General features: G+C 59.1%; 12 protein-coding genes. All 12 read left to right on the forward strand.

The features are described 5' to 3' along the window. Window positions 1-24: 24 nt before the first annotated feature. The 12 genes from QY316_02260 (at window position 25) to QY316_02315 (ending at window position 15,403) form a co-directional block, all read left to right on the forward strand. The gene (locus QY316_02260; GenBank protein WKZ33249.1) at window positions 25-1,146 is read left to right on the forward strand and encodes a SpoIID/LytB domain-containing protein; all 1,122 of its coding nucleotides are present in this window, start codon (window positions 25-27) and stop codon (window positions 1,144-1,146) included. Window positions 1,147-1,201: 55 nt separating this feature from the next. Beyond that, the gene (gene queA, locus QY316_02265; GenBank protein WKZ33250.1) at window positions 1,202-2,221 is read left to right on the forward strand and encodes a tRNA preQ1(34) S-adenosylmethionine ribosyltransferase-isomerase QueA; all 1,020 of its coding nucleotides are present in this window, start codon (window positions 1,202-1,204) and stop codon (window positions 2,219-2,221) included. A 239-nt stretch (window positions 2,222-2,460) separates the two neighbouring features. After that, complete coding sequence (tgt, locus tag QY316_02270) at window positions 2,461-3,585, forward strand: tRNA guanosine(34) transglycosylase Tgt (protein ID WKZ33251.1); 1,125 nt, start codon at window positions 2,461-2,463, stop codon at window positions 3,583-3,585. A 67-nt stretch (window positions 3,586-3,652) separates the two neighbouring features. Then, window positions 3,653-3,973 (forward strand): preprotein translocase subunit YajC, encoded by a 321-nt coding sequence (yajC, locus tag QY316_02275; protein WKZ33252.1) that lies wholly within the window; start codon window positions 3,653-3,655, stop codon window positions 3,971-3,973. A 136-nt stretch (window positions 3,974-4,109) separates the two neighbouring features. After that, window positions 4,110-5,696, forward strand: coding sequence for a protein translocase subunit SecD (gene secD / locus QY316_02280; GenBank protein ID WKZ33253.1), 1,587 nt, complete (start codon window positions 4,110-4,112; stop codon window positions 5,694-5,696). A gap of 67 nt (window positions 5,697-5,763) precedes the next feature. After that, window positions 5,764-6,678 carry a protein translocase subunit SecF gene (gene secF, locus QY316_02285; GenBank protein ID WKZ33254.1) on the forward strand — a complete coding sequence of 305 codons (915 nt, stop codon included), beginning with the start codon at window positions 5,764-5,766 and terminating at the stop codon, window positions 6,676-6,678. A gap of 340 nt (window positions 6,679-7,018) precedes the next feature. Beyond that, entirely contained in the window at window positions 7,019-8,584 is a 1,566-nt protein-coding gene (locus QY316_02290) for a diguanylate cyclase (GenBank protein ID WKZ33255.1), read from the forward strand. Continuing rightward, complete coding sequence (locus tag QY316_02295; GenBank protein ID WKZ33256.1) at window positions 8,574-10,787, forward strand: ATP-binding protein; 2,214 nt, start codon at window positions 8,574-8,576, stop codon at window positions 10,785-10,787. Before QY316_02290 ends, QY316_02295 begins: the two co-directional genes overlap by 11 nt. Beyond that, window positions 10,771-11,139: an STAS domain-containing protein gene (locus tag QY316_02300; GenBank protein WKZ33257.1), complete on the forward strand. Its 369-nt coding sequence runs from the start codon at window positions 10,771-10,773 to the stop codon at window positions 11,137-11,139. Before QY316_02295 ends, QY316_02300 begins: the two co-directional genes overlap by 17 nt. Before the next feature lie 162 nt (window positions 11,140-11,301). After that, the gene (locus tag QY316_02305) at window positions 11,302-12,528 is read left to right on the forward strand and encodes an HD-GYP domain-containing protein (protein ID WKZ33258.1); all 1,227 of its coding nucleotides are present in this window, start codon (window positions 11,302-11,304) and stop codon (window positions 12,526-12,528) included. 322 nt (window positions 12,529-12,850) lie between these two features. Continuing rightward, window positions 12,851-14,563, forward strand: a complete 1,713-nt coding sequence (gene recJ, locus QY316_02310) for a single-stranded-DNA-specific exonuclease RecJ (protein ID WKZ33259.1) — start codon at window positions 12,851-12,853, stop codon at window positions 14,561-14,563. Window positions 14,564-14,791: 228 nt separating this feature from the next. Then, a complete protein-coding gene (locus tag QY316_02315) occupies window positions 14,792-15,403 on the forward strand; it encodes a lytic transglycosylase domain-containing protein (GenBank protein WKZ33260.1) in 612 nt (203 codons plus the stop codon). Window positions 15,404-15,477 lie beyond the last annotated feature (74 nt).

A 15,477-nucleotide genomic window follows, 5' to 3' on the forward strand; every position in this document is an offset into this window, starting at 1 on the left:
CTGGCCCGGTATAGAATCCATTAAATGACTGATTTCCTCAAGACAAGCCCACTCAGGCTCATATGTGTCCTTGCGTTCTTTATCGGGGGCTGCCTCCATGCCGCGCCAGGGCAGGCGGTCGGCGACGAGAAGGTAAGGGTGCTGATATTGAAATCCGGCGGCCAGGTCGAGCTCAAGGGCACCGACAGGGGCGACCTCGTCATGCGCCCCGGCACGAACGGCACGATACTCTTGAACGGCTCGCGGGCGGCGCTCCCACTGAGGCTCTCCCCCAAAGGCAGGTTCATCTCGGTAAACGGGAAGCCCTACAGGGGTGTTATCGAGATAGCGGCCAGCGAGGGGCAGGCGCTTGTAATAAACGTAATAGGGCTCGAAGCCTATGTGGCCGGGATAATCAATAACGAGATATCTTCCAAGTGGCCGGAAGAGGTGCTTAAAACCCAGGCGGTCATTGCCAGGACCTATGCCGTATACAACATGAGGAGGAGGTCGAGCCTCCCCTACCACCTCGAGAGCTCGGTCATGGGGCAGGTCTACGGCGGCGCATCCAGCGAGGACAGCGCCTCTATACGCGCGGTCATGGATACCAGGGGCGAGATTCTCGTCTTCGACGGCGAGCCGGCCCTTACCGTATACCATTCCAACGCCGGAGGCATGACGGAATCGGCAAGCGAGGTCTGGCTCAAGGGCTATCCGTATCTCGTCCCCGTCGAAAGCCCGTTCGACGGGGCGGCCCCGAGATACCTCTGGGAGTTCGCGGTCCCTGCCGAGTCGCTCGGCGAGGCGCTGTCCAGGGCAGGCCATCAGATAGGCACGCCCGAAGAGCTCAGGATTATCGAGACCACCTCTGCCGCGAGGATACGGACGCTGAGCGTCCGCGACCGCGAAGGCAGGGACGCCTGGCTTTCGGGGGAGGAGCTAAGGAAGGCCCTGGGCTATTCGAGCCTCAGGTCCGCGATTTTCGAGGTGGCAAAGGAAGGCGAGGTCTTCATATTCAGGGGGAGGGGGTCTGGCCACGGTGTAGGCCTTTCACAATGGGGGGCAAAGGGCATGGCCGAGAACGGGTATGCCTACAGGGACATACTCAGGCACTTCTATCCCGGCACCGAGCTCAAGCGGGGCCTCTCCTTTCGTAACCAGCCGTAAAATAAGGGTTTTATTCTACTTTCCTTTTGTTTAGAATATAAGGGACCGTTTTTGCATGGAGCTTTCGGATTTTCTGTTTGACCTGCCCGAGCACCTAATTGCCCAGCGCCCGCTCCCCGAGCGCGATGCATCAAGGCTCATGGCAGTCTCAAGGGAGGCCGGGACCATAGAGCACGGGTCTTTCAGGGACTTCCCCGGGTATCTCATGCCCGGCGACCTCCTTGTCCTTAATGATACGAGGGTAATACCCACAAGGGTCTTTGGAAAGAGGGCAGGGGGCGGGAAGCTGGAGCTCCTGCTGGTCGAAAGGATCTCCTCCTCCGGAGGCGAGGAATGGAGGTGCATGGCAAGGCCGGGCAAGGGGTTAAGGCCGGGTTCTGCCGTTTTCCTCGAAGGGGCTCAAGGCGAGATAACCGGAAAGGACGAGGAAGGGCTCTTCACCGTGAGGTTCGACGGCCCTGTCGACCTTGAGCGCATTGGGAATGTCCCGCTCCCGCCTTATATAAGGAGGGAGGCCGACGAGTCCGACAGGACGAGGTACCAGACCGTATTCGCAGGAGAGGACGGGGCCATAGCCGCCCCTACCGCCGGGCTTCACTTTACGCCAGGGCTTCTTGACGAGATAAGGAGCAAGGGCGTGCTCGTAAGGAGCCTGACTCTCCATACCGGGCCCGGGACATTCATGCCGGTACGCTCGGAGAAGATAGAAGAGCACAGGATGATGCGTGAGCGGTACTCGATCCGGGAGGACGTTTTCAAAGAGGTGGCGAGGGCCAAAAAAGAGGGCCGCAGGGTCGTTGCGGTCGGCACGACCGCTACAAGGGCGCTTGAGTCGAGCGCGATAAGCGGGCTCGATAGCCCTGTCCTTTCCGGCTCGACCGGGCTTTTCATATACCCCGGGTACGAGTTCAAGGTGGTGGACGCGCTCCTTACGAACTTCCATCTGCCGGGCTCGACATTGATAATGCTTGTGTCCGCTTTCGCCGGGAGGGGATTAATACTCAGGTCGTACGCGGAGGCCGTCCGTATGGAGTACAGGTTCTTCAGCTATGGGGACGCGATGTTTATCCGGTAGCAGGCTGCTGAAAAAGCCCAATCTGCCGTGTCGTCTTCAAAATTGGCAACTCAGGCGCACAAGAAAGTACGCCTCGTTCCTCATTTTTCGACTCCTTGCACCTTGGACTTTTTGAGCAGCCGGTATGTTAATTGATTTGGTAATGTATCAAAAAAAGTCTGCTATAATATTTTGCATCATTCGTTTCGGGTCTATATGCAACACGTTGATTTTCATCTGAAGAGAGGGACGCCTGTATAGTGAAGGGATTCGGATTCGAGCTTAAGAAGACCGATTCATCCGCAAGGCTCGGACGCGTAACAACTCCGCACGGCACGTTCACTACCCCGGTCTTCATGCCTGTGGGCACGAAGGCCTCCGTAAAGGGCATGACCCCGTCGGAGCTTAAGTCGATCGGGGTCGAGGTGATCCTCGCGAACACCTATCACCTTTACCTCAGGCCCGGTCACGAGCTTGTAAGGGACCTCGGAGGCCTGCACGGGTTCATGGGCTGGGACGGCCCCGTGCTTACCGATAGCGGCGGCTTCCAGGTCTTCAGCCTCTGCAAACTGAGGAAGATAACGGAGGAAGGGGTCCAGTTCAGCTCGCACATGGACGGCACCCGGTACACGCTCACCCCCGAGAGCGCGGTCGCCATACAGGAGGCGCTCGGCGCGGACATAATAATGCCGCTCGACGAATGCACGCCCTATCCGGCCGACAGGGAGTATACGGTGGAGTCCATGAACCTCACGCACAGGTGGGCCAGAAGGTGCAAGGAGGCCAAGGTCCCTAACGGGCAGGCGCTCTTCGGCATAGTGCAGGGGGGGATGTACCCTGATTTGAGGAAGGAGAGCGCCAGGGCCCTGGTGGACATGGGGTTTGACGGCTACGCCATAGGGGGCTTGAGCGTCGGCGAGGAAAAAGGGCTCATGAAGGAGATGGCCCTTTCGGCCCTCCAGCACCTCCCCGCGGACAGGCCCAGGTATTTGATGGGGGTGGGCACGCCCGAGGACCTCGTATTCGGGGTAGGTGCAGGGATAGACATGTTCGACTGCGTCATGCCGACCCGGAACGCCCGGAACGGAACCCTCTTTACAAGGCGGGGAAAATTGGTTATAAAGAATGCGCAATACGAGAAAGACCCCGGGCCCATAGAGGAGGACTGCGGCTGCTACACGTGCAGGAACTTCTCGCGGGCATACCTCAGGCACCTCTTCATGGCCGGCGAGATGCTCGCGCCCAGGCTGAACACCATGCACAACCTCTTCTATTACACCAGGCTCATGCAGGAGATGAGGGAGGCCATAGGGCAGGGGAGGTTCGAGGAGTTCAGGAAGAGGTTCCACGCCGACAGGTCGGAGCCCGCGATTGCGGCCCTGTAGCCGCGTAAAAAAGAAATAAAAGCCTCTCCCGGCATCCGGGGGCGGCCAAAACAAGGAGGACCGTATAGTGCTGTTTCTACCCGTTGCAACTGCTTACGCCCAGGACGCCCCGGCTGCCGCGCCGCTTTCCGGCATAATGAGCATAGCCCCGCTCATAATACTGTTCGTCATCTTCTATTTCCTCCTGATAAGGCCGCAGCAGAAGAGGGCCAAGGAGCACAAGCAGATGATTTCGGCCCTCCAGAAGGGCGACAACGTCATCACCTCCGGCGGCATACACGGCAGGATAACCGCCGTGAACGAGGACAGCGTGACCGTGGAGGTTTCCGATGGCGTGAGGATAAAGGTCTCGAAGGAGGCCGTTACCGTCAGGAAGCCCCAGTCATAATATTTAAATACAACGCCGCCGCCCCTGCTGAGAGATGCGCGGCGGTTTTTCTTGAAAAGGGTCCGCTGCAAACCGCCCCCGAGGGGGCGTGCGGCGGCTATTCCGGAGCCGGTTGCCGGCTTCATTCGGAGACGTAATGAGAAGTATCTTTTGGCGTGTCATCCTTGTCGCCGGTTTTACGGCGCTGGCGTTCATACTATTCCTGCCCTCTACACCGGTCTCAAAGAGGCTCCCCTCGTTCTGGGCTGACAATATCCCCAAGATAAACCTCGGCCTCGACCTCCAGGGCGGCATGCACCTGGTGCTCGATGTTGACCAGGACAAGGCCGTTGAGAACCATACCCAGAGGCTCGCGGGCTCCGTCGAGGACGCGCTCAAGAGAAAGGGTGTCGCGTTCTATAACGTCGTCCGCGAGGGGCTCGACAACGTGGCAGTCTCCTACCCGGACGAGAGGTCAAAGGGGGAGATATCCCGTGTCGTAAAGGACGAGCTGGGCGTCTTCGGCTCCCCTGCCGACCAGAACGGCAGGCTCCTCTTCACGCTCGACAAGGGCGAGAGCGAGCGCATACGGGAGTGGTCGCTTTTCCAGGCCCTCGAGACCATCAGGAACAGGATAGACAAGTTCGGGGTGGCCGAGCCCTTAATACAGAAGCAGGGCGTAAACGAGGTCGTTGTGCAGCTCCCGGGCTTGAAGGACCCCGAAAGGGCCATACAGCTCATAGGGAAGACCGCTGTACTCGAGTTCAGGCTCGTGGACGAGTCCATGAGCCCGTACACCGCCGAGACCCAGGGGGCCCCCTTCGGCTCGGAGATCGTATACCAGCAGGGCTACGACAGCCAGACCGGGATGGTCCAGAAAACACCGTTCCTAGTAAAGAGGGATGCCGCGCTCACAGGCGACTCTCTCTCAGACGCACGGATGGCCTTCGACACGCAGTATAACGAGCCCTACGTCTCGCTCACTTTCGACTCGAACGGCGCGCGCGTCTTCGAGAGGCTCACGACCCAGAACGTCGGGAAAAGGCTCGCCATAGTCCTCGACGGGAACCTCCACTCCGCGCCGCAGATACGGGAGCCCATAGCCGGGGGCAAGGCCCAGATAAGCGGCGGCTTCACCCCGGAGGAGGCGACCGACCTCGCCATCATATTGAGGGCAGGCGCGCTCCCCGCGCCCGTCAATATCGTTCAGAACGTCACCGTGGGGCCGAGCCTCGGCCAGGACTCGATTGAGGCGGGATTGAAGGCCGGTCTCCTCGGCGCTGCGCTCGTCCTTGTTTTCATGATTATTTATTACAGGGCATCAGGGGTCATAGCCGACTTTGCCGTCTTCCTTAATATCATAATGCTCCTCGGCGCGATGGCGTGGCTCAGCTCCACGCTTACTCTCCCGGGCATAGCCGGGATAGTGCTGACGATAGGCATGGGGGTCGACTCGAACGTCCTCATATTCGAGAGGATAAAGGAGGAGCTCCACGCCGGGCGCACCCCGAGGTCGGCCATAAACGCAGGGTTCGACAGGGCGTTTTGGAGCATCGTTGACGCGCACGTCACGACACTCATCACGGCTGCGGTGCTCTTCCAGTTCGGGAGCGGCCCCATAAAGGGCTTCGCGGTGACGCTCAGCCTCGGTATCCTCATAAACCTCTTTACGGCCCTGGTCGGCACAAAGCTCATGTTCGACATACAGAGCGAGAGGTTCAGGGTCAAGAGGCTCAGCATATGACGGGTAGATAACCCGGCTTTGAAACAAAGGGGTCTAAGCGGGAACGCCCGGGCCCCCTGGAGGATAGATGGATTTCGTACGGAATACGAATATAGACTTCATGAGCAAGAGGCGGATCGCCTTCGTCATCTCCGTCGTGCTCGCGGTAATCGGCCTTATAGCGGCGGTATCGATACCGCTTGGAAAGGCCAACCTGAGCATAGACTTCGAGGGCGGGGTGGCCGTGCAGTTCAGGTTCGAGCAGCCTATCGAAATAGACAAGATGAGGACGGTCCTCGCTGAAAAGGGTTTCAAGGACGCCAATCTCCAGCAGTTCGCCGAGCCCACTAAGCTTCTCGTGAAGCTCAAGGGCGGGGAGGGCGACCTTAGGGCCGTATCGAATTCCATCGGGAGCGCCTTTACCGAGAGCATGCCCGGAAACCCCTTCATCATCGACTCCACTTCCGAAGTAGGCCCGACCGTCGGCAGGAAGCTCCAGAAGGACGCGCTATGGGCGGTAATAGTCGCGCTCATAGGCATACTCCTTTATGTCGCTTGGAGGTTCGAGCTGAGGTTCGGGGTCGCGGCTGTGATAGCTACCTTCCACGACGTCCTGGCCGTCCTCGGGATATTCTTTCTCCTCGACAAGGAGATGAGCCTACTTATAGTCACGGCGCTCCTTACGGTCGCAGGGTATTCCCTCACCGACACCGTGGTCGTATTCGACAGGATACGCGAGAACATGAGGAAAAAGGCCAAGGGGGACTTCGCGGCCCTTTTGAACAGGTCGGTAAACGAGGTGCTTAGCAGGACCATAGTGACATCCTCGACCACCCTCCTTGCAGCCCTTTCGCTCACCTTCCTGGGCGGGGAGGTCATACATGATTTTGCCCTCGCCCTCTCTCTCGGGGTGGTGGTTGGCACCTTCTCCTCGGTCTTTGTAGCGAGCCCGCTCCTTCTTTTATGGAAAAACAAGAAAAAACCGGCCCTTGCAAAGGCCTGACCGGCCCCATTCCCATCATCCTGTATCCGGTCCCGAGAGGGATAAGGCCTCAGGGCCTCGGATTGCCCTGAACTCGCGGGTATTCAGCCAGGTTCACGCCCTTTCTCCCCGATAAACCTCAAAAAATCACGGTTGTAATTTTTCGGGATCTGTGCTATTCACAGGTATCGGCTGCGGCGGTCAAATCAATCGGAAGTTGAAGGAAAGCAACCGGCGCTGGATTGTTTTCCTTGCCGCATAATGGCTCACGATGGGCCGCGCCAGGCTAAGATGCCGTTAAACCTGAAGGTATTTTCGGCGTCTTTTTTTTGCTTGAAAAGGAGCAGCCATTCTCAAGCAGATGGAAAACAAGGACTGCATCCCGAAGGTCCTGCCGCCCCTGGACCTCTCCGGCTGGCGTGAATTCCAGAACGGGCTATCGTCCCTGCTGGGCATGCCGCTCTCCCTCTATGATCCCGGGGGAGCGCTGCTCGTGCCGCCTGCCAGGGAGCCGTGCGTCTGCAAGTCGATAGCCGGAAGCCCGCGGGGCGCCGAGCTATGCTCAGGCATGATAGCCCGCGTAATCAGGGAGGCGCTTGAGAAAAAGAGCGTCTATATCCATAAATGCCACGCCAACAAGTACATCTTCGGGATCCCGGTACTGCTTGATTCCGGCCATTCGTTCGTGATACTCGGGGGCCGCACCTATCTTAAGGGGACCGAGATACGGGATTTCTACGAAGGGGTGATGGGCTACGGCCTGGACGAGCAGGTCATATTCGGGCTCAGGGAGGAGATAAACCCTGTCCCGCCCGGTTCGATATTCATGGTCCCGGCCATTGTGAACGGCATGGCGGCGCCGTTTTTGCGGTGTGTCGTTACGTCCGCAGGCTCCTGCCTCGGTGAGTCCGGCCCAGTGGGCCTCAAGGGCTTCAAGGCGCTCGAGGAGGTGTACAAGTCGCTCGCGCCGGTCCTGGACAGGGAGGAGCTCTACGAGACGATCCTCGAGAAATCTTCCGAGCTCGTGGGCGCCGACAGGGGCTCGCTCATGATACTGGACAAGAAGAACAACGTCCTTTCGGTCAAGGCCGCCAAGGGCATGGACTTTAAAGCGGTCGAGAACCTGAGGATTAAGGTCGGCGAGGGGATATCGGGCGCAATCGCCGCAAAGGGGATGCCCGTCTTCGTAAGGGATATCGAAAGCGAGGTGCCGGCCTGGAAGAACAGGCCGAGGTACAAGACGAAGTCCTTCATATCCATCCCGCTCATGCTGGAGCGGAAGGTGATAGGCGTACTGAACGTCTCTGACAAGACTTCCGGCGATGTCTTCTCCGAGGAGGACCTCCACCTCCTCACCTCGTTCGCCAATTACGCCTCCATAGCGCTCGAGCGCGGGGCGTACTACAGCATGAGCGAGGAATTGAAGATGCTCTCCATGACCGACCCGCTCACCGGCCTTTTCAATAGGAGGTATTTCAGGGAAAGGCTCTTCGAGGAGGTCGAGAGGGTAAAGAGGCACAACGAGTGCTTCACTTCCTTCGTTATAGACATAGACAACTTCAAGACGTTTAACGACAGGTACGGCCACCTTGCCGGGGACGAGGTCCTGAAGGGGGTCGCGAGGGCCATCAGGGACGCGGTCAGGTCAATGGACGTGGTCGCGCGCTACGGTGGCGAGGAGTTCGCGGTCATACTCCCCCACACGAACAAGAAGGACGCCTACGTAATCGCAGAGAGGATAAGGCGGGGCGTGCAGGACTACAGGCCGCCGAACGCGGACCACGACGTATGGCCCACCATAAGCCTGGGGGTGGCCGAGTTCCCGGTGGACGCGAGCCACATAGACGACCTCATAAACAAGGCCGACAAGGCCATGTATCTCGCGAAGAGGATGGGAAAGAACAAGGTTGTCGTTTATGAAAGATAAGACGCTTTTCAGCACCTGCCCGGACGGCGAGTTCTTCGGCAGGGCGTCCGAGATAGAATACATCTGCGGGAGGGCCGGGGCCGCCCTGCCCGCGCCCGCCATATTCCTCTTCGGGAGACGCTGGACAGGGAAGACCGAGGTGCTCCGGAGGGTCTTCAGGGACCTCTTCTGGGGGCAGGCCAGGGTAGTGCCCCTTTATTACCAGTTCAAGGGAGGGCGGCCCGGGGATGAGTTCGCCGAGGACTACCTTAAAGAGGTTCTCAAGCAGTACCTGGCGTTCAGGCTCCGGGACTCAAGGCTCGTAAGGAACGAGTTCACGCTCGATAAAATCGAGAGCCTCCTTGTCGACAACGACCTCTACGACCTTGCCGACCTAGCGGCCGTCCACCGGGAGGCAAGGAAGGCCGGTGACGAGACCGCGGCCCTGAGAAATGCCCTCCAGGCGCCGGCTGCCGTATCGGCCCGCTCAGGGATCCCCGTATACCTCATCCTTGACGACCTTGACCGCGCGGTCTCGGGCGCAGGGCAGAGCGAGGCCATGCTGGCCAGGGAGCTTATGGACTCGCTCGGGCCGTCCTCGTTCGTGGCCTCGGCTTCTGCAAGGCGGCCCCTCGAAGGAGGCGTATTTAACGGCCCGGCAGAGGCCCTGGAGCTAGAAGGCCTCGACGAGGAGACCGCCTCTTCCATGATGATGGACCTTTGCCGCATCCACGGGGTGGGGTTCGACGCCGAAATAGTGAAGCTCGGGGCCCACAGGCTCGACGGCAACCCCATGTACATGAGGAACCTCGTCTGGGCCGCGGCAAAGGCCGGCACCGGGCTTACGACGCTCAAGGACTTCGCCGACGTCTATACGCAGGAGCTATTTGAGGGCAACACCGGGTTTGCGCTGAAGTCCGCGCTGAATCTTCGCGGCATCAACGCGCTCCGTGTGCTCCATGCATGCTCAATCGCAACTAAACCCCTTACGAGCGAGGAACTCTCGGAAAGGTTCAGGCAGGGCGAATCCGAGCTCGATACCATTATCGGGTCGCTTTCGGCAGGCGGCCTCCTCGAGGCGAGCCTCGGGTCGCTCAAATGGACCGGGGACGCTGCAGTAAAGGACTTCATCTACTTCGTCTACGAGACGAGGGTCAAGGGCAGGTCAACGGAAGAGGTGCGGACTTACCTCGCCAGGGAGGTCTTGAAGGAGGGGTTCAACTTCAGGAGCTCCAGGATAGCGGTCAACCTCAAGGACGAGGTCTCCGAGGCCCTCAAGTCGTTTAACGGCCAGAAGTCCAGGAAGGTCCTTTTCAGCCATCAGGCGTTTGCAGCCCGGTTCCAGAAAGGGGCGCTGAAGACAGGGGCGGGGGACGACGGCGAGCTTGCCTTCCCGCAGGTCGTGGGCTGCTTCGATTCCGAACGGCTCGAGGCCAATGAGTCCGGCCCTCCGATAATCGTAGCCCACGGCTTCCAGAACGGCAGGTACGATTCCGGGAACGAGGTCGTCTGGATGGCCGTTGTAAAGGACTCGGTCTCGCCGGTGAACATCGGGGACGTCGAGAACTTCCTCCGGAGGTCCCAGATACTCAGGGAGAACTTCAGGGCAGCCAGGGTCGTCAGGTGGATGGTCTCCAGGGAGGGCTTCACGGCCGAGGCCCTTAAGCGGGCCGAGGCTGAGGGCGTCCTCTCTTCCGATTCCGTGCAGCTTAAGATAATAAGGGAAAACCTGGAGAGCAGGGGCAAAGGCGCCGGGGCCGCCGAGATAAACGGGACAGCGCCGGTCAAGGAATTCGAGGTCGTCCTGCCCTCGGCCTCAAAGGCCGAGCTCGTCGCCGCGAGGGCCGTCGAGGAGATAGGCACGGAGATGGGCTTTGACGATACTGCCATAGGGCAGATAAAGGCCGCCCTCGTCGAGGCGTGCATAAACGCCTTCGAGCACAGCAGGGTAAGAACGGCGAAGGTGTACCTGAAATTCGTGGCCTCCGCGGAAAGGCTTACAATCCACGTCCAGAACGGCGGGGTGGACTTCGACAGCCTCTCGGAAGCGGCCTCGGCGCCCGCCGAAGCGGGGAAGCTCCCCAGGAAGCGCGGCTGGGGTTTCGAGCTCATGAAGGGGCTCATGGACGAAGTAAGGGTCGAAAAGGTCCGGGGCGGGGCCAAGGTCGTCCTGGTGAAGTACCTTGTCAGAAAAGGAGACGGCGGGAATGGTCAAGAGATATAGGAACTTCAAGGAGCTTGGCGATACGGTAGTCCTTTATCCCGACGACTACATAAACGATATCGAGGGGGAGAAGCTCGAAGACCTCTGCGCAAACTACCTCGACCGGGGTTTCAGGAAGATAGTGGTGGACTTCTCGGAGACCGAGCTCGTCAACTCGATAGGCGTGTCCATACTGATAGGCGTGATAGAAAAGGTCAGGGAAAGGGACGCGAGCATATACTTCTCGGGCCTGAAGCGCGTGAACTACGACATATTCAGCATAGTGGGGCTCACCAAGCACATCAGGATATTCGAGACCGAAGAGGATGCCCTCGGCACCGGCTCCAAGACGGCGGGCCAGGCGGTCCTGTGATGAAAATTGATCTTTTCCCCGGACTCTGGGTAGTTACGTGAATAAAAATGCCCACATATTGCTTATATGCTCCGCTTTTTATTCCCGGCCTTCATTGATTGCGGGGAAAATCTCTAATTTTCATAGGTTTCATGAATAAACACCAATCCCCTGGAGGCATGGATGTCCGAGACCGAACTGAGCCTTGAAAGGCTCCTCTTCAACCTTAACACCCTTGCCGAGCTCGGTGAAGAGATAACTTCCCCGAAGGACTTTACGCGCGTGGTGAAGTCCTCGCTCTATATGGTCATGGGCACGTTCTCCTCGTCCAGGGGGGCCATATTCCAGCACGAGAACGGGAGCGGCTCTTACATGCCGATCGCGTCCAAGGGCCTGGGCGACATCGGGGGCCTGAGGCTCAAGCTCGCCCCGGAGACCATAGCCGAGCTCCTGAAGCGCAGGGAGCCGGTCGAGCTCGGGGGCGGCAAGGACGCCGGTTTCCTCGGCGCCGCAAGGGAAGCGCTTGAAAGGATCGACGCGAAGGTCCTGGCCTGCCTGACGGTGAAGGACGAGCTGTTGGGCCTCATAGCCATAAACGGGAAGTTCTCCGGGGAGCCCTTCACGCTCTACGACCACCAGCTCCTTTCGGTCATGTCCCAGCACATATCGTTCTCGCTCCACAGCCATTCGCTTCTCATGAAGCTCATGCACAAGTACACGGAGAACAAGGGCCTTTACGAGAACTTGAGGCGCATATACTACGACACCATACACGCGTTCGCCGCCGCCATCGACGCCAAGGACTCGTACACGAGGGGCCATTCCCACAGGGTCTCGGCCTACAGCGCCGCGCTCGCGCGCGAGATGGGCTGGTCCAACGAGGAGGTGGAGGGCATAAGGATAGCCGGCCTCCTCCACGACATAGGGAAGATTACCGTCGACAAGACGATAATAAACAAGGCCAGCCCCCTTACGAGCTACGAGTGCAGGGAACTAAACTCACACCCGGTCATAGGCTACGAGATACTCTCGAAGATAAAGTTCCCCTGGAAGGGCATACCCATGATGACAAGGAACCACCACGAGAAGGTGGACGGCACAGGGTACCCCGACAGGCTCAGGAAGTCCGAGATACCGATTGGCGCCAGGATAATGGCGCTGGTCGACGCCTTCGACGCCATGACCACCGACAGGCCCTACAGGCCGAAGCTTTCCTTCAGGGAGGCGATATGCGAGGTCAGGGAGAACTGGAACAGGCAGTTCGACCCGGACGTGATACAGCCCTTCATATCGGTCATAAGGAAGGAAGTCAAGAGGGAGGCGGACAACCCCACTATAGTGCCGCTCCTTCAGGAGGAGCTTGACGCGGTGTCGCTTAACAGGATCCTCGAAGGGTTCCCCGGGGCCTGAATTCCGCAGGCGTTCCTGCCGTGAAATAACGCGTCAGGCGCGCCTGAGCAGTTCATCTTGAAAAAGGCTTTCTGCCCGCTGCCGCGCTTTTCAGGCAAGGGCTACTTTTTGCCTGCGGTCGTCCATAAAAGGCCGGACCAAATCCCGCACCCTCCGCGAAGCCGGAATTGATCGGCGAAAATCGGACCACGCCCCATGACTCCGGCGCGGCGCGTGCACCCCTTTTGCCGGGCATCCTTTCCTTGACCTTTGCTCCCTTTGAAAGTAAAATGGTCTCCGACCGACCCGTTTACTTATTTTCGGACAGGGTGAAGATTGATTGATGCTCGGAAGACGGTGGAAAATCAGCCCGGCTAACAGGGAACTGCAGGAGCGGCTGGGCAGGAAGTTGAACATACTCCCCCTTACGGCGCAGCTTCTCGTAAACAGGGGCCTTGTCGACGCGGACAAGGCCTTTTCTTTTCTCAAGCCGGACCTCGCCTCGCTCCACGACCCCATGCTCATGAAAGGCATGGACAGGGCCGTCGAGCGTATAGCCCGCGCGCTTCGCGAAAGGGAAAAGATTACCGTCTACGGCGACTACGACGTCGACGGCGCGACCTCGACGGCCCTTCTTTCCCTCTTTCTCCGCGAAATCGGGGCGGACGCCGCCACGTACATACCCGAGAGGCTCGCCGAGGGATACGGCCTTAACCCCGAGGCCGTGAAGAAGCTCGCTGCCTCGGGCTGCCGCCTGGTAATAACCGTGGACTGCGGCTCATCGAACAGGGCAGAGGTGGAACTGGCAAATTCGCTCGGCATTGACGTCATCGTAACCGACCACCATGAAATGCCTAAGGACGCGCCTCCCGCGCTCGCGGTCCTCAATCCCGGCCAGGAGGGGTGCCGTTTCCCTTTCAAGGGGCTCGCGGGGGTGGGGGTCGCTTTCAACCTCGCGCTTGCGCTCCGGGCATATCTCCGCGAGACGGGGTGGTTCAGGGAAGGCGAGCCTAACCTCAAGAGATACCTCGACCTCGTGGCCCTGGGGACGGTAGCGGACCTCGTCCCGCTCATGGACGAGAACCGCGTTTTCGTGCACTACGGCCTGAAGGAGCTCGAGGCAATGAAGAGGCCGGGGCTTAAGGCCCTCGTGGAAGGGGCCGGGCTCAAGGGCAGGCTCTCGGCCAGCCACATCGCCTTCCAGATGGCGCCGAGGCTCAATGCCGCCGGAAGGATATCCACCGCCGACACGGCGCTCAGGCTCCTTACGACCGAAAGCCCGGAAGAGGCCTCGGCCCTTGCGGCGGCCCTCGAAAAAGAGAACTCCTCGCGGCAGAGGATAGAGGCCGAGACCCTGGAAGAGGCCCTCTCCATGCTCGAGGGGCACAGGGACAGGGGCATAGTCCTCTATTCCGAGCGCTGGCATCCGGGCGTCATAGGCATAGTCGCGTCCCGGCTCGTGGACAGGTTCTCGAGGCCGGCGGTCCTCATAGCGCTTGAGAACGGGGTGGGCAAGGGCTCGGCAAGGAGCATACGCTCCTTCAACATCCTCGAGGGGCTCAAGGGCTGCGCTGTCCTCCTCGAACGTTTCGGCGGGCACAAGGCAGCGGCGGGCCTGACCGTCTCCGGCGAGATGGTCGAGGCCTTCAGAAAAGAGTTCATCAGGCAGGTGAACGGCGCCCTTACGGACGAGGACCTCGTATCTGAAATGACGCTCGACGCGGTCGTCTCCCTCGAGGAAGTCGGGAGAAGGCTCGTCTCCGAAATAGAGAGCCTCGCCCCGTTCGGCGCCTCCAACCACGAGCCGCTCCTTTGCCTGCCCGATACGCATATAGTGGAAACCGAAGTCGTGGGCGCAAGACACCTGAAGTTCAAGGTGAAGCATAACGGGCGCGTCCAGCGCGGCATAGGGTTCGGGCTCGCCGGCCTCCACCCGGTGCAAGGCAAGGGCTACGGCATAGCTTTTTCGCCTTACATGGACGAATGGCAGGGCAATACGAGCTTGAGGCTGAGGATAAAGGACGTCAAGCACGGGTTTGCAAATCCCTTGACATGAAACATGAAACAAAATATATTTTCGTGTTGCTTCAGGCTGCTGAAAAAGCCCCAATCTGCGGCGTCGTCTTCAAAATTCGTCACTGCGACGTACTAAGAAAGTACGCCTCATTCCTCATTTTTCGACTCCTTGCATCTTGAGCTTTTTGAGCAGCCTGAATGAGGTTTTAAGTTTTTGAGCAACTTGTTTGGAGATATCCTCTTGATGCATCTCGGGAAATCACATAAAATGATTCTCCGGAAAGGGCTGGCCGTCTTCGCCTTCGCCATCGTCCTCGGGGCCGTTTTCGCGCCGTCGCTTACGAGCGGGAAGTTCGTGGCCGGGGTCTTCCCGGATGGCGACAGGTCGCTTAACTCTTCAAGGCACTATGTGCTGGACGTATTGCGCGAGAACAGGACCGGGCTCGGCGCGCTCGAGGAGCTTAAGCTCGCGGAGGTCATAATAATGGAGAGCGTCGAACACAAGCTCGACCCTCTTTTCGTCCTCGCCCTCATAGAGACCGAGTCCACCTTCTACAACTGGTCAAGGTCGTTGAGGGGCGCAATGGGGCTCATGCAGATAATGCCCTCGACAGGGGAGGAGATAGCCCGCCAGCTCAGGCTTGAATGGAAGGGCGAGGAGACGCTCCTCGACCCCTATACCAACATAAAGATGGGCGTGCATTACTTCTCGAAGCTCAAGCGCAGGTACAAGGACGTCGGGTTGACTCTCGCGGCCTACAACGCGGGCCCGGGGAAGGTGGACGCGTGGATGAGGGACGGGATCGGGCCGTCCGCCTTTTACGCCGAGAGGGTATTGGAGAACTACAGGAGGTTTCTGGAAAGGGCCGCGTACAATTAACCGCGAAAAAGCCCGCTCCATTGATTTGCTTCAGAATCGGACATTCGTACAATGAGGATTCGTCTCGCCTGTTG

Source organism: Thermodesulfobacteriota bacterium, assembly GCA_030583865.1.
Classification (GTDB): domain Bacteria; phylum Desulfobacterota; class GWC2-55-46; order GWC2-55-46; family GWC2-55-46; genus UBA5799.